At 63.4% G+C, this 17,802-nt stretch carries 14 protein-coding genes and 1 pseudogene; 4 read left to right on the top strand and 11 right to left on the bottom strand.

All coding sequences use genetic code 11. The features are described 5' to 3' along the window. Positions 1-45: 45 nt before the first annotated feature. From K309_RS0125495 to argC, 6 genes are all read right to left on the bottom strand, one after another. On the bottom strand, positions 46-591 hold the full coding sequence (locus K309_RS0125495; protein WP_029049031.1) for a MarR family winged helix-turn-helix transcriptional regulator: 546 nt from the start codon (positions 589-591) through the stop codon (positions 46-48). Positions 592-779: 188 nt separating this feature from the next. Then, positions 780-1,508, bottom strand: a complete 729-nt coding sequence (locus tag K309_RS0125490) for an alpha/beta fold hydrolase (protein ID WP_198030856.1) — start codon at positions 1,506-1,508, stop codon at positions 780-782. Positions 1,509-1,642: 134 nt separating this feature from the next. Then, entirely contained in the window at positions 1,643-2,605 is a 963-nt protein-coding gene (locus tag K309_RS0125485) for a PDR/VanB family oxidoreductase (RefSeq protein WP_029049029.1), read from the bottom strand. A 48-nt stretch (positions 2,606-2,653) separates the two neighbouring features. Further along, positions 2,654-3,778, bottom strand: coding sequence for a Rieske 2Fe-2S domain-containing protein (locus K309_RS0125480; RefSeq protein ID WP_051320600.1), 1,125 nt, complete (start codon positions 3,776-3,778; stop codon positions 2,654-2,656). Positions 3,779-3,846: 68 nt separating this feature from the next. After that, complete coding sequence (locus K309_RS0125475; protein ID WP_084402542.1) at positions 3,847-4,605, bottom strand: SDR family NAD(P)-dependent oxidoreductase; 759 nt, start codon at positions 4,603-4,605, stop codon at positions 3,847-3,849. 977 nt (positions 4,606-5,582) lie between these two features. Next, positions 5,583-6,509, bottom strand: coding sequence for an N-acetyl-gamma-glutamyl-phosphate reductase (gene argC, locus K309_RS0125470; protein WP_029049026.1), 927 nt, complete (start codon positions 6,507-6,509; stop codon positions 5,583-5,585). Between the two features lie 127 nt (positions 6,510-6,636). Here argC and K309_RS0125465 point away from each other — a divergent pair, with 127 nt between their 5' ends. Together K309_RS0125465 and K309_RS0125460 are read left to right on the top strand one after the other, a co-directional pair. Further along, positions 6,637-7,521 carry a LysR family transcriptional regulator gene (locus tag K309_RS0125465; protein ID WP_029049025.1) on the top strand — a complete coding sequence of 295 codons (885 nt, stop codon included), beginning with the start codon at positions 6,637-6,639 and terminating at the stop codon, positions 7,519-7,521. Between the two features lie 337 nt (positions 7,522-7,858). Beyond that, on the top strand, positions 7,859-8,335 hold the full coding sequence (locus K309_RS0125460) for a DUF3455 domain-containing protein (protein WP_232232483.1): 477 nt from the start codon (positions 7,859-7,861) through the stop codon (positions 8,333-8,335). 261 nt (positions 8,336-8,596) lie between these two features. Here K309_RS0125460 and K309_RS37415 read toward each other — a convergent pair. The 4 genes and pseudogenes from K309_RS37415 to K309_RS0125440 all read right to left on the bottom strand — a co-directional run bounded on the left by K309_RS37415 (position 8,597) and on the right by K309_RS0125440 (position 15,725). Continuing rightward, positions 8,597-9,741 (bottom strand): annotated as a pseudogene (locus K309_RS37415) (zinc-binding dehydrogenase). Between the two features lie 159 nt (positions 9,742-9,900). Then, positions 9,901-11,361: an AdeC/AdeK/OprM family multidrug efflux complex outer membrane factor gene (locus K309_RS0125450; protein ID WP_029049023.1), complete on the bottom strand. Its 1,461-nt coding sequence runs from the start codon at positions 11,359-11,361 to the stop codon at positions 9,901-9,903. After that, the gene (locus K309_RS0125445; RefSeq protein WP_029049022.1) at positions 11,358-14,510 is read right to left on the bottom strand and encodes an efflux RND transporter permease subunit; all 3,153 of its coding nucleotides are present in this window, start codon (positions 14,508-14,510) and stop codon (positions 11,358-11,360) included. Before K309_RS0125445 ends, K309_RS0125450 begins: the two co-directional genes overlap by 4 nt. 27 nt (positions 14,511-14,537) lie before the next feature. Continuing rightward, positions 14,538-15,725, bottom strand: a complete 1,188-nt coding sequence (locus tag K309_RS0125440) for an efflux RND transporter periplasmic adaptor subunit (protein ID WP_029049021.1) — start codon at positions 15,723-15,725, stop codon at positions 14,538-14,540. Between the two features lie 253 nt (positions 15,726-15,978). Here K309_RS0125440 and K309_RS0125435 point away from each other — a divergent pair, with 253 nt between their 5' ends. Both K309_RS0125435 and K309_RS0125430 read left to right on the top strand, forming a co-directional pair. Beyond that, positions 15,979-16,449: an anthrone oxygenase family protein gene (locus tag K309_RS0125435; protein ID WP_035878379.1), complete on the top strand. Its 471-nt coding sequence runs from the start codon at positions 15,979-15,981 to the stop codon at positions 16,447-16,449. Beyond that, positions 16,436-16,897: a methyltransferase family protein gene (locus K309_RS0125430; protein WP_029049019.1), complete on the top strand. Its 462-nt coding sequence runs from the start codon at positions 16,436-16,438 to the stop codon at positions 16,895-16,897. Before K309_RS0125435 ends, K309_RS0125430 begins: the two co-directional genes overlap by 14 nt. Before the next feature lie 146 nt (positions 16,898-17,043). On the opposite strand, the gene K309_RS0125425 is transcribed toward K309_RS0125430, so the two are convergent. Then, positions 17,044-17,646, bottom strand: coding sequence for a sensor histidine kinase (locus K309_RS0125425; RefSeq protein ID WP_029049018.1), 603 nt, complete (start codon positions 17,644-17,646; stop codon positions 17,044-17,046). Positions 17,647-17,802: the final 156 nt, after the last annotated feature.

The following is a 17,802-nucleotide window of genomic DNA, read 5'->3' as shown; positions in this document are numbered from 1 at the left end:
AGGTCAGTTTCCCAATTCAGTCTTGCGCGTCCCCCGGCAGCGATCTCAACCGTGGCAGCGGCGGACCTGCAGGTGACCGAGGTCGAGCGCCGCGCGGTCACCATTGACAACGAGCCGATCAATGACCGAACACAGCAATCTGAACTCGGTTGGCGATACACCTTCGAACAGCACATCATTGATCCGCTGCTGAACCGGCAGGAGTTCATCCAGAAGCCGGTCTCCCTCTGCCGTCACGCTCAGGCACATCTTTCGTCTGTCCTCGGCATGAGACTTCTTGTCGATGAGTCCGAGCTTTTTCAGCTTCCCGGTTTCGATGGTAATGAACGCTCCACTCAGGTGAAGATACTCCGCCACCTGGTTCACAGTAACCTCGCCCGATAGCGCATGGAGCGTCGCAATTGCGCGGATGATCGAATACTGTGCACCGGTCAGATCAATGAGGCTTCCGAACCCATCCCGAACCGACAGCAGCCGTGCGGCAAACGGCAACAGACCGTTCACCAGGGTGCGAAACTCGCGGTCCGAACCATCCACCAGGCACTCGGGATGCGTGACGGTCAAGGTCAATGGTGTGTGCTCCGTATTCATCATCTCTCCGAGTCTCTCTTTTCCGGAAGGAAGCTGAGCATCTACGCAAAGGGGCCGTAAAAAATGCCGCGCTGGGCGGGTGCCAGCGCGGCAGAAAGGATCATCGATGCGCCCGGGTTCGTCGCTGCCAGGGCAGCCTTCGGCGAAGCCCGCCTGGCAGGAGTCTCAACCGAACTTCGGGAACCGGCTCAGACCGCCTGGCCGTGCCGGCAGTTCACGCGATACTGGATCTCATCGTTGTAGTCATCCGCCATCAAGAGATGGGGGTAGTGGCCGCCGGTGGAAAGCTGGACCTTGCGTGCATCAGGATAGGCGCTCACCAGTTCCTTCCACGTCTCGGCGTGGATGACCTTGTCGTCCTCGCACCAGAGGAGGGTGATCCGGTCCGGGGGCAGGTCGAGTGGCGCGATGCGATTTGCGAAAGCGATGGTGCGGGACCGGCCGTCGAGCTCCGCCGCGGATTGCCGCGCGCCCGCCGCCTCGAGCATGAAGTCTTTCAACTCCGGATTCGGCAGCGCCTGCACAAATCCAAGCCAGGCACTCTTGACTGCAGCCGGCTCGTTCTCGGCAAGGAAGGCAGGGCTGAACATTCTGATAAAACGCAGGCGGGCAGGGTCCAGGAACGTATTCCCTAGGACAAGGCTTTTGACCCGCGCGGTGTCGCCCCGGAGGAAGACCTGCAGCCAGTATCCCCCCAGCGACGAGCCAACGAAGTGGGCCTTGTCGATGTCCAGTTCCTTCAGCAGCTCACGAAAGCTAGCAGTCATCGCCTCCGGATTCGAGGCCCCCGGATAGCCGAGTACGACAACGCGGCATGTCTGCGAGAACTTCAGCAATTGCTTGTAGAAGACCTCGACCGTGCCCAATGTACCGGGCAGGAGAACCAGCGTTTCACGCCCCCGCCCGGCCTCCAGCACTGACCACTCCAAACCGCCGGCAACCACAGTCCTTCGCTTCGAGCGCCCCCGGAGCACTTCCGACACGCTCCACGATGTCCCAGCAGTCTTCGTCATATCAGAGGTCATTAAAGTCATGGCCTGTCAGCGGCGTTTCAAAGATCCAGAACCAGCCTGCCGCTCATCGAACGCGAGCAGCACGGCGTGATGCACTGACTATCCGCTTCCTTTTCTTCGTCGGTCTGGAACATGTCACGATGGTCCGGCTTGCCTTCGATCACCCGTGTCAGGCAGGTGCCGCATACCCCCTGCTCGCACGACACCGGGACCGCAATGCCAACGCGTGCCAGGGCCTGGACAATGGTTTCCTCCTTCGAGACCACCACTTCCGCCTGGCTGCGCGCCGCAACGACGACAAAGGAATCGCCGGTCACATCCACATTGGCGCTAAAGCGCTCGACGTGTACCTGAGAGGCCGGCCAGCCTGCCGCCTCCGCCCCACCCACCACATGGTTGATGAAACCTTCCGGCCCACATATGTACATGTGGGTGTCCGGCTCCATCTCCGGCAGGCAATCCGCAAGCACGAACCGCTGGTCCGGGGTGCCATCGTCCAGATGCAGCCTGAATTCTTCGCCAGGGTCCAGGGCCGCGATCTCTTCGAGGAACGCCGCCTTGTCCCGGCTTCTGCAACAGTAGTGGAGCGTATATGACTGGCCTCGGGCGGAGAGTTCACGCGCCATCGACAGAATGGGCGTAATCCCGATCCCGCCGGCGAAGAGGATGGAATGCTTGGCCGATGTCAGCAGCGGGAAGTTGCACCTGGGAGAGCCGATGCGGACGGAACGGCCCACGTGGAAGTCCGAGTGGATCGCCTTGGAGCCGCCGCGAGACTTTCCATCCAGCAATACCCCGATCACATAGTGCCCCCGTTCACCAGGGTGGTTGATGAGCGAGTATTGCCGGACAAGGCCCGCATCGACGTGGACGTCGATATGCGAGCCCGCGGCAAACTCCGGCAACTGCTCACCGTCCGGCGCCGCCAGCGTAATGCGAACAATATCGCTCGCGGCGCGCTCCCTTGCGATGACGGACACCTCCAGGCTGTTGGTAGTCATCTTATCTCCTCGCTTGCTCTGCCCTTACCTGAATTCGAACCGCTGTCTTCACGAAGCCTTTCTCGTATCACCATCCACCTCATTGGCAACACGTTCCTGCTGAAGCAGGCGGTCGAGCACACGGCGATAGCGCATCGGTCCTGCGTCGATTGCGAGCAGGGTCGGCGTGAGCGGCGTGGGCGATTCGTCCATGCGGCGTTGCTGGGCTTCGATAATGGGTGCGTCCTGTTCCGCGAATGCGAAGGTCCGGAGCTTGCCGATCTTCTCGCGAATCTCTTCGTTCGTTTCCTCGCCTTCGGTCATCACGTTCCAGCGCACCGCGCTGTAGCGATAGTGCGTGGACCGCTCGTTCTCCGGCGTGAGCAGATGCAGCGCGAAATAGCCGGTCCCCTTCTCCTTTGGCTCACCAACCTTGCTGACGCCATATTCCAGGATCAGGTTCGACGGCGCATACCAGGAAATCGTGCTCCACTGGTCGCCGCGTTCAAGCCCGCTCAGCATCTTGAGCATGCCAGGCGTTTCCGCATCCTTGGACGGACGGCTCACGACCACCACATCGCCTCGCTGTTCGACGCCGATGTCGGCGACGACCGTTCCGGCGGTGCCCAGGATGCCTTCGTGCACGTAGGTGGTATGGGAAAGGTCAAGCAGGTTATCGACGATCAGCTCATAGTGCGCAGCAATCTTCAGATACCCCGGCGTCGTGACGTGCGCGGCAGGGCTCGTGTCAAGGCAGCTATAGTCGGGAATCAATCCCGGGTCGGCAACGCGATCGCCCATCCAGATCCAGACAAAGCCGTGCTTCTCCACGACGGGGAACGACCGCAGATGGGCTGCGTTCGGAACGGTGCAGTTGCCGTGCGGATTCTTGACACAGGCGCCGGTCGCACCGAATTCGAGTCCATGATAAGGACACTGGACCCGGTCGCCGGGAAGCAGCTTGCCCATGGACAGCGGCGCGAAACGGTGGGAGCAGCGGTCCACGATCGCGGCAGCCGAACCGTCCTCCTTGCGGAAGAAGACAACAGGCTCGCACAGAATGGTCTGTGGTACGAGCTTGCCCGCCGGCAGCTCATGCGCCCACAGGCCAACATACCATGCATTGCGGGGGAATCGGTCGGCACCTTGCTTCATCGCGGCGGGACCCTTCACTTGCGTAATCACTGCGTTCATCTCAAACCTCCAGGTCAACAGTCAGTCGATGCAGGACGCCAGGCCCCATGACCCGGCGTGCCCCGCCTTCAGTGCATGATGTGTCCGCCGTCGACGACGATGGTCTGTCCCGAGACGAATCCGGAAAGGTCCGAGACGAGATAGATGGCCGTGCCGACCAGGTCATCCGGACGTTGCTCGCGTGACAGCGCACGCGCCTTGAGGAATGACTGCTGCCATTCCGTGGGACGGTTCTTCGTCGCATCTGTCAGCACGAAGCCCGGTGCGATGCAGTTCACCCGCACGCCATGCTGGCCGACCTCCTTGGCCAGCCCCTTCGTCATCGCCAGCACGGCGCCCTTGCTCGACACATACTGCAGGTAGCCCGGCTGGCCCGCGAGGGCTACCACAGAAGCAATGTTCACGATCGCGCCGCGTCGCTGCTCGCGCATGGCGGGGAGAACGGCCTTGCAGCATTGCCAGACGCCTTTCACGTTGACAGCAAAGATGCGATCCCACTGGACCGGATCGATCTCTTCGAAGCTGGTGAGCTTGACCTCGCGGAAGTAGGCTGCGTTGTTGACCAGGCCATCGATCGAACCGAACTTCTCAAGCGTCGCTTTGGCCATGCCTTGCACCGACTGCTCGTCGCTGACGTCTGTCTTGACGTAGAGCGCCTCGCCGCCGACGTCTTTGAGCGCCTGCATCGTCTCATCGGCCGGGCCCATATCCGCTACAACAACGTTGGCACCTTGGGTAGCAAGGCCCAACGCAAACGCCCGGCCGATACCAGTCGCCGCGCCCGTGACGATCACAGTACGGCCACCCAAAAGATTTGCAGTGTTCACGTTTGTCTCCTCCAGATGAGTTTCGTTGACTGCCGCACCACGCGGTGACAGCTAGTTTTCTTGCGGCTACCCCACCCTTGCTACGTCGATTGCAGCGAGGCTGCCTCACCGCATCGTCACTTACATAACAAAGATAGCTTGCTAACTTACGTAAAAATATAGCTATTGATGTTAGGAGTGTCCATGGGGCAAACCCTAACGGGGGATGGCTTGCAGTGCGGACGTGCTCGCGCGAGCGCACAGCAGCAGGCTCGTTTCCATCGGGAGGATGTCTCGAATCGTTCGAGCTCCAGCGGTACAAGGTACCTGGAGCGCTTTGTCCGAACGCACAGCGAGTCATTCGACCGGTGCTCCCTGTCGGCCAGCCCTTTCACGAATGTCGCCGGCCGACCGATGCAGTCTTCGGCGCCGATGTCGTGTGGCGGGATTGATCGCGAAGCCGGCATTTCGGCCCGACGACCCGAAACCGCCCTCCTTGGGCTGCCACCGTGTCATTCGCTAATCGCGGCGCCAGTTGTCGGAGCGGCTAGGCCGGAAGCCCGGCGCCATTGATCACCCAACGCGCTCGTTCTGCCGAAAGGCCGAGCATTGGCTTGCGCAGGTGCTCAAGTGAAATCCGGCTTTCAGGTGGAGGAATCGCCACGTATTGAAGAAACTTTGGCCATCTCATCTCGCTCCTGGGTCACACTCGCCTGCCTGGCATCAGTTGACGCCCCGCGCATGGATTGTCTAACATTTGTAGACAAATAATATTTTTTGCGCAGGCAAACAGCTATCGGGGTTTACGCCCCCGCCAGATTGAAACGAGCATTACGCCGGAGAAGTGGCGACGGGCCATGCTGCTCCAGGTGCTCTATAACTCTTCAGGCGACCGCAGCCGGGCCAGCATGAGACGTTCGACAGCCACGACCAGTTGGCAGCAATCGTTGGCATACGGGTGCGGCCGACCGGCCGTCCTTTAGCTCACGCCATCGACCCTATTGCTGCGTGAGCATCAAGTTCAGGTTCTGAACCGCGGCACCGGATGCGCCTTTGCCAAGATTGTCGAAAACCGCGGACAGCAGGACGTGCCCGTGCTCCATGTTAGGAAATACGCTTAAGTGCATGTCGTTCGTACCGTTCAGCACTTGCGGATCCAGGTGCTTTAGAGCACGCGATTCGTGCAACGGCAGGACATGTACATGGGCCGCGCCGGCATAGTGGCGGGCGAGGCATGCGTGGAGCGTGGCGCCATCCACGTCGGGGGCCAGCAGCCGCAATGCGAGGGGCACCGTCAGCACGATGCCCTGGCGGAACGCACCATACGCGGGAACGAAGATGGGACGCTGCGCGAGCCCGGCGTGCTGCTGGATCTCCGGGGGGTGCTTGTGCGCGAGTTCCAGGCCATACACCTGGAATGCCGCGCTGACGGCATCCGGCCCCTCATACTCCTCCACGCCGGCACGCCCGCGTCCGGAGTAGCCGGACACCGCATGAATGCTGACGGGGTAGCTGGCTGGGACAAGCCCGGCCTGCACCAGGGGACGCAGCAGGCCAATCGCACCGGTCGGATAGCAGCCGGGATTGGTGACCCGTCGCGCGTTCGCGATGCGCGCGGCCTGTCCCGGTGCCATTTCCGGAAAGCCATAGGTCCAGTCCGGATGCGTGCGGTGGGCGGAACTCGCGTCGATCACCCTGACGGCGGGATTGACGATGGCGTTCACCGCCTCGCGTGCGGCGGCATCGGGCAAACAGAGGATGGCGATGTCGCAGGCATTGATGGCTTCCGCACGACGCCGTGGGTCCTTGCGTTCCGACGCGGCAAGCGTGAACAGGCTGAGGTCGGTCCGGCCGCGCAGCCGTTCGTGGATTTGCAACCCGGTGGTGCCTTGGTCGCCGTCGATAAAAACCAGGGGAGAGCTCATGCGAGGAATACTCCGGTGACTGAAGGGGGTAACACGTCGAAGGAGCCCAATATTCCATGGACCACTAGAATAGGGAAAGTTGAATTTCACAACCTTGACATTCAGTTTTCCTGAATCTGGAGCCGACATGCGAGAGATCAGCCTGGACCGCCTGCGCACGCTGGTCGCCATTGCCGACCATGGCTCATTCGCCGAGGCGGCGCGTGCATTGCACCTTGCGCCGCCCACGGTCAGCCTCCACATCGCTGACCTGGAACACCGCATCGGGGCACCGCTCCTGTCGCGAAAACGCGGACAGGTAAGGCCGTCGGCGATCGGAGAGGTGCTGGTGGAGCGCGGGCGTCGGCTGCTGGCCGATGCGGAGCAGGCGCTGGACGATATACAACGACAGGTAGAGGGGCTCGAAGGGCGCGCCCGGCTCGGTGCGTCGACTGGCGCGATCGCGCACCTGCTGCCACAGGCGCTCGAGGTGCTGCGCCAGCAGCATCCCGCCATCGACATTCAGATTGCGGTCCTCACTTCGCAGGAAACACTGTCCCGACTGGCGGACGGCACGCTGGATATCGGGCTGGTTGCACTGCCTCAGCCGCCGGTGGCCGGACTGGTGATAAAGCCCTGGCGCCGCGACCCCGTGATGGCCTTCGTGCCGGCGCATTGGCAGTGCCCGGCCCGCGTCACGCCGGAATGGCTCGCCGCCCAGCCTCTGATTCTCAATGACGCGACCACGCGCCTCTCGCGTCAGACCGCGGAGTGGTTCGCGGCCGCGGGACACCATCCCGCACCACGCATTCAGCTCAACCACAACGACGCGATCAAGAGTCTGGTCGCGGCGGGTTACGGCGCGGCGCTGTTGCCCCACGAGGCCACCACGCCATTGCCGGACAGGCGCATCGTCATGCGTCCGCTGCGCCCGGCGTTATGGCGTCGGCTCGGCATCGCGCATCGTGCGGGGTACGTTGAACGCTCCACCCAACACGTACTGGATGTGCTGTGGGATCTGCGATTGGTGTAGTAGTTGCCAGTCGCAGCTTCGGTTCGTTCTCGCTACGGCGAATGAATGGCCGGTTTTACCGGGTAGCCGCGGGCCGAGATGCCATACGGGCCCCGAACGATCCTTCGCGATCGATTCGCGAAGGATCGTTCACCAGGGAATCCTCACATTTCTGACGGGCAACTGAAGCCGGCAAGCCTTCCGCCCGCATCCAGATGCGCCGAGGCGATCGGACCCGCGCGGACGCAACTGGCAACGTGGCTCGGGAAGTACTATCCTCCTTCATGGGTTAAGGTAAGGAGGCAAAATGTCGCAATGTTCTCGGCATTTTTGCAAAGCGAGTTTCGCTGTACTCAGCATGGCAGGCGCGCTCGTTTCGTGTACCACACCGAGGATATCGGCTCCGCCCGAACTCCAGCCCACCGACGCGCGTGGAACGATCGCGGTGCTGCATGCATCCGGTGTACAGATTTATCAGTGCAAGCGTGCGAACGACGGCCGGTTGTTATGGATCTTTTCTGCTCCGGAAGCCACTCTGAAGGATGACACCGGACAACTCGCCGTCAAGCATTACTCTGGTCCGACCTGGGAAGCGCCTGATGGCAGCAAGGTGACCGGCAAGGTATTGCGGCAGACGCCCAATGCGCAGGAGCCGGAGAGCATTCCACTCTTGCTGTTGCAGGCAACGAGCACCGGCGGAACTGGCCTGCTTTCGAGGGCGCGTTACGTGCAACGGCTGAATACCCAAGGCGGACTGGCCCTCCCTCAGGCTTGCACACAGGAGGGACAGGAGAATCGCATGCCGTATCGGGCGGACTACGTCTTCCTGGAATAGCTATGCGATTCAGAAGCAGAGCTACCCAATGCGAGGACTCTTGAAACCAGCGACGACGGAGGGCACATCTTTGAGCTCTTCTTGGCCCAGCGCGTGCTGGTGCGCGATGACTGCCAGGCCAGCGCCTGGGTGAGCTTCCACACCGCGGCGGAACTGGAAAGCGCTCCCCCATTGCCGGCCGGCCAGTCGGCAGCGCGCCGCTGGCTGCGGCGCAGCGGCGGATTCTTGACACGGTGGGCGCGCAAGGCGCCCCGGGCTGATTTACCCGGCCAGGCCTTTGTTCGGGTTGATCAGGTACTTCTCCCCCGTCGCACGCTTGTTGTAGACGGCGATCACGTCCAGGTCCAGCACCTCGGCCAGCGAGATCTCCTTCGCGTAGTGGCTGGCAAAGGTGGTCTTCAGCTCCGCCACCACGCGTTGCTTCAGCGCGTTGGCCCGCTCGCGCCCGATCTTCTGCAGGAACGGGAACAGCAGCCAGCCGCCCATGCCCCACGCCATGCCGAAGTTGCGGTTGAACTCGGTCGGGCTTGTGTCCAGGCCGCCGTAGAGGTAGACCTGCTTGTGGGTGGTCGAGCCATAGCGGCTGTATTCGCGGGCCGTCTTGTTCAAGGTGTTCAAGGCCGCTTCCATGCAGGTGAGGATCTGGCCGCCGAGCTTGCCGCCGCCCGTGGCGTCGAACGCGATTGTCGCGCCAGTAGCGCGAGTGCCTCGGTGAGGTCCTGCATGAACGTAGGCGACGTGGCGTTACAGACGTAGACCGCGCCTTGTGCCTTGAGCAGGTCCGCCTGCTCTTGCTTGCGCACGATGTTCACCAGCTTGATGCCATCCTTGAGACAGATCTGATTGAGCATCTGGCCCAGGTTGGAGGCCGCGGCGGTGTGCACCAGGGCACTATGTCCTTCGAGCCGCATGGTCTCGACCATGCCCAGTGCGGTGAGCGGGTTGACGAATGACGACGCGCCGTCAGCAGGCGTGGCGCCTTCGGGCAGGACCAGGCACTGGTCCGCGGGAATGCAGCGGTACTGCGAGTACATCGCGCCGCCGATGGCAGCCACGGTCTTGCCCATCAAGGCTTGCGCCGCAGGGGACGAGCCTGCATCGACGACCACGCCCGCGCCCTCATTGCCAACCGGCATGGACGCATCCAGGCGGCCCGCCATGCTGCGCATCGCGCCTTCCGGAACGCGCGCGGTGACGATGGGGCGCTCGGCCGTGCCGCTGGCCTTGGCCGTGCTCATGTCGGCCGCACCGAACAGCAGGCCGAGATCGGACGGGTTGAGGGGGGAGGCTTCAATGCGGATGAGCACTTCATCCGGGCCAGGGCTCGGCGTGTCGATGCTGGCTAGCGACAGCTCGAGTTCACCGCTGCTCTTGATTTGCGAACGAAGTTGAAGTGCAGTGCGCATTCGATGTCTCCTTGGTCTGTCGATTTGCGATGAGCGGGACGGCAGCGTGGGGCTGCGTTCGTCAGCAGTCAGCAATGTAGCAAGTTCCTGCGAATCCCGTACTGGGCCGGAAATTCAGTCATGCGCCAACCGACAGGCCATCATGCAAGCTCCACATATTTACGAATCCCCCCGGCCAACTTTCGTATCGGTGCGCTTGCCGGTCTGGTCGTGCCAGCCTCCGCCCAGGGCCTTGTACAGGTTGACTTCACTGGAGAGTTGCTCGAGCCGGGCTTCGATCAGCAATTGTTGCGCGTTGTAAAGCGAGCGCTGCGCGTCCAGCACGGCAAGGTAGCTGTCGACACCCGTGCGGTAGCGCCGGTCGGCCAGCCCATAGGCGTCCTGGGCAGCTTCCACGAAGCGGACCTGGGCCTGGAGCTGGCTGGTGTAGGTGCCCCGCGCCGCCAGCCCATCGGCCACTTCGCGGAAGGCGGTCTGCACCGTTCGCTCGTACTGGGCAACGTTGACGTCCTTCTGGATGGTGGCGTAGTCCAGACTGGCCCGCAGGCTGCCGGCGGTAAACAGCGGCAGATCGATGCGCGGCTGGAACAACCACGTGCCGGAGCCGGCCCCGAACAGGCCGGAAAGCTGGCTGCTGGCGGTGCCCGCCGATGCGGTCAGGCTGATACTGGGGAAGAACGCCGCCCGCGCGGCGCCGATATCGGCGTTGGCGGAGCGCAGCCGGTGCTCGGCCGCGAGCACGTCCGGACGGTTCTGCAGCAGGTCTGAGGGCAGCCCGGCCGGCACATCGGCGAACAGCTTCTGCTCCAGCGGCAGGCCTTCCGGCAGGTCCGCTGGCAGGGACATGCCGAGCAGCAGCACCAGGGCATTCTCATCCTGGGCGACCAGCCGGGTGTAACGCGCAAGGCTCGCGCGGGCGGTTTCCACGGCGGTCTGCGCCTGGCGCAGGTCCAGCCGGGAAGCGATCCCTTCCTCGTAACTGCGCCGGGTCAGGCCATAGCTGCGCTCATAGTTGGCCAGGGTTTCCCGGGTGAGCCGCAGCAGGGTTTCATCGGCGCGCTGGGTCAGGTAGGCGCTGGCAACGCCCGCCACCAGCGAGATCTGGGCACTGCGGCGTACCTCGTCGCTGGCGAAATACTGTTCGAGCGCGGCTTCGCTGAGGCTGCGCAGGCGGCCGAACAGGTCGATCTCCCACGCCGTGGTGCCCAGCGACACGCCATACTGGCTGCCGATCAGGCGCCGTCCGGTGGCGGACAGGTCGGCGGGAATGCGCTGGCGCGTGCCCTGTGCGGCCGCGCCGATGGCGGGAAACAGGTCGGCGCGCTGGATGCGGTACTGTGCCCCGAACGCCTCCACGTTAAGGACGGCCACGCGCAGATCGCGGTTGTTCTCCAGCGCCAGCTCGATGAGACGGCGCAGGCGCGCATCGGCGAAGAATTCGCGCCAGCCCAACTCGACCGCAGGCACCTGGCCGGCCTCGGCGGCGGCATCGGCGGGCAGGTAGGCCGGGCCCTGCGGGTACGCTGCCGCCACCGGCGAGGCCGGGCGCTCGTACCCGGGAATCAGGCTGCAGCCCGCCAGCATGGCCATGGCGGCAGCGCAAAACAAGGTCTTCTTCATTCGAGCGCGCCTTTTTCCGCGGAGGCGCCATGCGGCTGCAGCCTGCGCTTGCGTCCGAACATGGAGGTGACAGCGACAAAGAACAGCGGCACCCAGAAGATCGCCAGCACCGTGGCCGTGATCATGCCGCCGATCACGCCAGTTCCAATGGCGTGCTGGCTGCCGGCACCGGCCCCGGTCGACACGGCGAGTGGGAACACGCCGAGCATGAAGGCCAGCGAAGTCATCACGATGGGGCGCAGGCGCAAGCGGCACGCCTCCACGGCGGCCTCGACCAGGCCCTTGCCCTGTTCGTACTCGCTCCTGGCGAATTCCACGATCAGGATGGCGTTCTTGGCTGACAGGCCGATGGTGGTCAGCAGGCCCACCTGGAAGAAAACGTCATTCGACAAGCCGCGCCCCAGTGTGGCAAGCAGCGCGCCGATCACGCCGAGCGGCACCACCAGCATCACCGAGAACGGGATCGACCAGCTTTCGTACAGCGCGGCCAGGCACAGGAACACCACCAGCAGCGAGAGCGCATAGAGCGCCGGCGCCTGCGAGCCCGACAGCCGTTCCTCGTAGGACAGGCCGGTCCAGGCATAACCCACGCCTGGCGGCATCTGCTTCATGATCTCCTCGATTGCGTTCATGGCCTCGCCGGAACTGCGCCCGGGCGCGGGCTCGCCGAGCACTTCCACCGCGGCCACGCCGTTGTAGCGCTGCAGCTTGGGCGAGCCATAGCCCCACTTGCCGTCGGCAAAGGCCGAGAACGGCACCATTTCGCCCTTGCCATTGCGCACGAACCATTTGTCGATGTCGTCCGGCTTCATGCGGGAATCTGGGCGGCCCTGCACGTAGACGCGCTTGACCCGGCCGCGGTCGATAAAGTCGTTGACGTAGCTGGAACCCCAGGCGATCGACACCGTGCTGTTGATGTCAGCCAGCGAAACGCCGAGCGCGCGCGCCTTCTCATCGTCGATCACCAACTGGTACTGCGGCTGGTCATTCAGGCCGTTGGGACGCACGCGCTGCAGCACCGGGCTTTGCGAGGCCAGCGCCAGGAACTTGTCACGCGCGTTCATCAGCGCCACGTGGCCAATGCCCGCCTGGTCCTGCAGGTAGAGGTCAAAGCCGGTGGCATTGCCCAGCTCCTGCACCGCGGGCGGGGCGAACGCGAACGACATCGAATCGCGAAAACTCATGAACTTGCGCTGCGCGCGCGCGGCCAGGTCGAATACGCTGGTGCTGTCCCCGCTGCGCTGTGCCCATGGCTTGAGCAGAATGAATGCCAGGCCCGAGTTCTGGCCGCGGCCGGCAAAGTTGAAGCCGTTGACGGTGAACAGCGATGCCACCACGCCGCCCTCTTCCTTCAGCAGGTATTCGCGCATCTGGTCGAGCACCTTCTGCGTGCGCTCGGCGGTGGCGCCGGCAGGCGTCTGCACCTGGGCGTACAGCACGCCCTGGTCTTCTTCGGGCAGGAATGAAGTGGGGATGCGCGTGAACAGGAAGCCCATCACCACCAGGATGGCCACGTAGATCAGCAGGAACGGCAGGCGGCGCTTCAGGATGCCCGACACGCTGCGTTCGTAGCCCTGGGTGGTCGCGCTGAACTTGCGGTTGAACCAGCCAAAGAAGCCGCCCTTGTTCTCGCCATGATCGCCCTTTTCGATGGGCTGGAGCATGGTGGCGCACAGGGCCGGCGTCAGGATCAGTGCGACCAGCACCGACAGCACCATGGACGAGACAATGGTGATGGAGAACTGCCGGTAGATCACGCCAGTCGAGCCGCCGAAGAACGCCATCGGCAGGAACACCGCCGAGAGCACCAAGGCAATGCCCACCAGCGCGCCCTGGATCTGGCCCATCGAGCGCCGCGCCGCCTCCCTGGGCGGCAGGCCTTCCTCGGCCATCACGCGTTCGACGTTCTCGACCACGACGATGGCGTCATCCACCAGCAGCCCGATGGCCAGCACCATGCCGAACATGGTCAGCGTGTTGATGGTGTAGCCGAACGCCGCCAGCACGCCAAAGGTGCCCAGCAGCACCACCGGCACGGCGATGGTGGGAATCAGCGTGGCGCGCACGTTCTGCAGGAACAGGTACATCACCAGGAACACCAGCACGATGGCTTCCATCAGCGTCTTCACCACTTCGTGGATGGAGCCTGCGATCACCGGCGAGGTGTCATATGGAAAGACCACCTTCATCCCGGGCGGGAAGAACGGCTCGAGCCCATCCAGCGTCTTGCGGATGGCGCGCACGGTTTCCAGCGCGTTGGCCCCCGCGGCCAGCCGCACGGCAATGCCCGAGGCCGCCTGGCCGTTGTACTGCGCGTTGATGTTGTAGTCCTGCCCGCCCAGCCCCACCTCGGCCACGTCCTTCAGGCGTACCTGGGAGCCGTCCGGATTGACCTTGAGCAGGATGTTGCCGAACTGCTCGCTGGTCTGCAGCCGGGTCTTGCCGATTACGCTGGCATTGAGCTGCTGGCCGCGCACCGCCGGCAGGCCGCCCAGCTGGCCCGAGGCCACCTGGACGTTCTGCGCCCGGATGGCATTGCTCACGTCCAGCGGCGTGAGCTGGTAGCTGTTGAGCCGGGCCGGGTCGATCCATACCCGCATCGCATACTGCGCGCCGAACACCTGGAAGTCGCCCACCCCGTATGTGCGCGACAGCGGGTCCTGGAGACTCGAGACAATGTAGTTCGACAGGTCTTCGCGCGTCACCCTGGGATCCGTGGAAATCAGGCCCACGATGACCAGGAAGTTGCGCACCGACTTGGTCACGCGGATGCCTTGCTGCTGCACTTCCTGCGGCAGCAAAGGCTGCGCCAGCGCCAGCTTGTTCTGCACCTGCACCTGGGCAATATCCGGATTGGTGCCCTGCTCGAAGGTCACCGTGATCGTCATGCTGCCGTCGGCGTTGCTTTCGGAGGAGATATAGCGCAGACGGTCCAGGCCGTTGAGCTGTTGCTCGATCACCTGCACCACGGTGTCCTGCACCGTCTCGGCGGAGGCGCCGGGGTAGTTGACCGAGATGGCGATGGTGGGCGGCGCGATGGCCGGATACTGGCTGATGGGCAGCGCACGAATCGACAGCACGCCGGCCAGCATGATGACCAGGGCGATCACCCACGCAAAGATGGGCCGATCGATAAAGAAATTGGACATGGCTACTCCCTCGCCCGGGCGGTGCGCTCAGGGCTTGGCCGCGGATGGGGCGGATGGGGCGGATTGTGCGGATTGTGCGGATGGGCCGGATGCAGCAGCCACCGGCGCACCCGCCCCGCTCCCGGCCTGGGCTACGCGCACTTTCGCCCCGGGCCGCACGAACTGCAGGCCCTCCACGATGACGCGGTCGCCGGCACTGAGGCCTTCAGACACCAGCCACTTGTCGCCAACAGCGCGCTCGGTGCGGATCTGGCGCAGTTCCACCTCGTCCTTGGCATTGACCACCAGCGCCGTTGCCTGGCCCTTGAGATCGCGCGTCACTCCCTGCTGCGGCACGAGCAGCGCATCGGTCTTGACGCCTTCACGCAGGCGGGCATGGACAAACATGCCCGGCAGCAGCTCATGGCGCGGGTTGGGAAAGACCGCGCGCAGCGTCACCGAGCCGGTGCCCTGGTCCACGGCCACTTCAGAGAACTCCAGGCGGCCGGTTTCGGGATAGCGGGTACCGTCTTCGAGCACCAGGCTAACCTGGGCCGCGTTGGTGCCGGCACTCTGCAGCGCACCATTGGCCAGTTCACGCCGTAGCCGCAGCAGCGACGAAGAGGCCTGGGTCACGTCGACGTAGATCGGGTCGAGCTGCTGCACCACTGACAGCGCGGTAGCCTGGCCGTTGGTCACCAGCGCACCTTCCGTCACATTCGAGCGTCCGATGCGGCCGGAGATCGGCGCCAGCACCCTGGTATAGCGCAGGTTGATTTCGGCGCGGTCCACCGCGGCCTGCGCCTGCAGCCAGGCGGCCCTGGCTTCGTCATACTGCTGCTTGCTGACCGCCTCGTCACCAACCAGGCGCCCGTAGCGCTCCGCCAGCAGCCGGGTGGATTCCAGCGTCGCCCTCGCGCTCTTGTAGGTGGCCTCGTAGGTAGACGCGTCGATCTGGTAGAGCTGCTGGCCCTGCGTGACGTCGCTGCCTTCCTTGAACAGGCGGCGCAAGATGATGCCATCCACTTGCGGCCTGACTTCGGCAATGCGGAACGCCGTGGTGCGCCCCGGCAGCTGGGTATCCAGCGTCAGTTGCTCGGCCTTGAGCGTGACCACGCTCACTTGCGGTGGCGGCGGGCCTGCGGCCTCCTTCTTGTTGCCGCATCCGGCAAGCATTGACATGGCGATGGCCAGCGTGACCGGAACCCGGGCGCTGCAGCCGCGTGATCGTTGCATTGCGATGTCCCGCGTAGGATTGAAGCCGAGTCAGAATGTCGCTGGCGAACCGGTTAGCCGGCGAAAAGATCCAGGTAACGCAAACGCCATGTCCGCAATGGGTCCAGCTGCAGCGCCAGTTGCAGGCGCAGCCGACAAAGTCTAGCGCGACTCGGCAGAAACTACGCGATCCAAAAGAAACCCCCACGCCCGGCCCTGTGGGTCCTACTCGAATTCTTCACCATGATTGGAGGCAGGCTTCACGGAGGATGTGATGAACCAGGCACTGCAAATAATTGCTGCATTCACTGCGATACTCTTCGCCGGGGCCGCCTTGTATGTCAACGTGGTTGAGCATCCCGCAAGAATGGTGCTTGAGACAAGGTCTGCGGCCCGGCAGTGGGCGCCCAGCTATAAGCGCGCCACGCTCATGCAGGCTCCATTGATGCAGGCTCCATTGGCGCTGGTCAGCTTACTGAGCGGAGTGATGGCATGGCTATTGGGTGCCAGTACCTGGTGGCTTGCTGCCGCGCTACTGATCGGATCTGTCGTGCTGTATACCTTGCTCGTCGTAATGCCCATCAACCACAAGATCCTCGAGCCGGATCGCGATCTGTCGTCGGTGGAGACCCGAGAACTCTTGCAAAAATGGGCCAGGCTCCATGGAGTGCGCACAGCATTGAGTCTTGTCGCGTCCGCCATCGATGTGTGGCAGTTGGATGGAGCTGGAAATGGAGTCACTTGAACTGAAGATCCCGCCACCAGTCGTGGCGTTGCTGACCGGCTTGCTCATGTGGCTGGCATCCAAGTTGATTGCCCCGGTTGTAGTTCCGTTCGGACTTCGCGTAGGTGTCGCAGTTGCCATTGCTTGCATTGGCGCGGTTATCGGGGTCTCGGCCATGGTTTCATTCCGGCGGGCGAAGACCACAATGAACCCGATCAAGCCCGGTACTGCGTCGTTGCTGGTCACTGACGGGGTGTTTCGCTTCACGCGCAATCCCATGTACCTGAGCCTGCTGCTGTACCTGTTCGCGTGGGCGGTGTACTTGTCAAACTGGCTGCCCCTGCTATTCCTGCCTCCGTTTGTGCTCTACATCAACCGGTTTCAGATCGCACCCGAGGAGCGCACGCTTTCATCGCTTTTCGAAGCACAGTACGCCGCATACAAAGGGAAAGTCCGCCGGTGGCTGTGACACATGGCCATCGAGCTTGCAATGTCCAATGGGCAGAGGAGTTGTGTCCTGCGGCGTGAGTCGGCAGTCTGGCACTACTGCTGCGTGCGGAACGCTTCCCTCCATGTCAGGATAGCTGTCGCCTCGCCGACTGAGTCCTCAGCACGTCATGACAATCCATCAGTCTCTGGCTTCGCCGCAGACCCGTCTTCGCGCAGCCAGACGATAAACTCCGCACCCTGCCCCACCTTGCTTTCCACGGTAATTCGGCCACCATAGCGCTCCACCAGCGCATAGCTGATGGACAGGCCGAGGCCGGTTCCCATCTGCTTCCTGGTGGTGAAAAACGGATTGAACAGATTAGGCAGGTCTTCCTTGCGGATGCCGCGGCCCGTGTCGCGCACATGCAGCGTCACGCCGTGCCCTTCCCAGTCGCGCGTGGCCAGCGTAAGGTTGCCGCCCTCCGGCATGGCGTGGATGGCATTGGTCAGCAGGTTGACGATGACCTGCTGCAGTTCGCTGCGGCTGATGCGCACGCGGCGTGTGGCCGGGCAGGCCAGTTCGACCCGGATGGCGGCGTCCTTGAGCATATGCCGGACCAGGTCCACGCAGCCGGCCGCGACCTCGCCCACATCCAGGCGCTCGGTATTGCCGGCGTATGCCTCTGGCCGGACAAACTGCAGCAGCCGGTTGGTCAGCAGGTAGATGCGTCGCACCTGCTCATCGATCAGCCGCAGTTCATGCCGAACCGGGCGATTCACACGCGACATGGGGGACCTATCCGGAATTTTGTGTACGAGGCATATCATGGAGGTAATGACCATGGATATGCCAATGAAGAAGAAACGTACAGTGGCGTCTCAGGCAGCGGCCCGCGGGCCGCTGCCGGCTTTGCCTGAGGGCTTGCTGGATGAGGTGGTCAAAGG

The sequence above is a fragment of the Cupriavidus phytohabitans genome (assembly GCF_000426345.1).
In the GTDB taxonomy this organism is placed as follows: domain Bacteria; phylum Pseudomonadota; class Gammaproteobacteria; order Burkholderiales; family Burkholderiaceae; genus Cupriavidus.
This window is presented reverse-complemented; position numbering and strand designations above follow the sequence as displayed.

What these genes read in the sequence shown, in the direction of transcription:
- K309_RS0125495 (WP_029049031.1), bottom strand. Translation starts at nt 591, where the DNA reads ATGAATACGGAGCACACACCATTGACCTTGACCGTCACGCATCCCGAG.
- K309_RS0125485 (WP_029049029.1), bottom strand. Translation starts at nt 2,605, where the DNA reads ATGACTACCAACAGCCTGGAGGTGTCCGTCATCGCAAGGGAGCGCGCC.
- K309_RS0125480 (WP_051320600.1), bottom strand. Translation starts at nt 3,778, where the DNA reads ATGAACGCAGTGATTACGCAAGTGAAGGGTCCCGCCGCGATGAAGCAA.
- argC (WP_029049026.1), bottom strand. Translation starts at nt 6,509, where the DNA reads ATGAGCTCTCCCCTGGTTTTTATCGACGGCGACCAAGGCACCACCGGG.
- K309_RS0125465 (WP_029049025.1), top strand. Translation starts at nt 6,637, where the DNA reads ATGCGAGAGATCAGCCTGGACCGCCTGCGCACGCTGGTCGCCATTGCC.
- K309_RS0125460 (WP_232232483.1), top strand. Translation starts at nt 7,859, where the DNA reads ATGGCAGGCGCGCTCGTTTCGTGTACCACACCGAGGATATCGGCTCCG.
- K309_RS0125450 (WP_029049023.1), bottom strand. Translation starts at nt 11,361, where the DNA reads ATGAAGAAGACCTTGTTTTGCGCTGCCGCCATGGCCATGCTGGCGGGC.
- K309_RS0125445 (WP_029049022.1), bottom strand. Translation starts at nt 14,510, where the DNA reads ATGTCCAATTTCTTTATCGATCGGCCCATCTTTGCGTGGGTGATCGCC.
- K309_RS0125440 (WP_029049021.1), bottom strand. Translation starts at nt 15,725, where the DNA reads ATGCAACGATCACGCGGCTGCAGCGCCCGGGTTCCGGTCACGCTGGCC.
- K309_RS0125435 (WP_035878379.1), top strand. Translation starts at nt 15,979, where the DNA reads ATGAACCAGGCACTGCAAATAATTGCTGCATTCACTGCGATACTCTTC.
- K309_RS0125430 (WP_029049019.1), top strand. Translation starts at nt 16,436, where the DNA reads ATGGAGTCACTTGAACTGAAGATCCCGCCACCAGTCGTGGCGTTGCTG.
- K309_RS0125425 (WP_029049018.1), bottom strand. Translation starts at nt 17,646, where the DNA reads ATGTCGCGTGTGAATCGCCCGGTTCGGCATGAACTGCGGCTGATCGAT.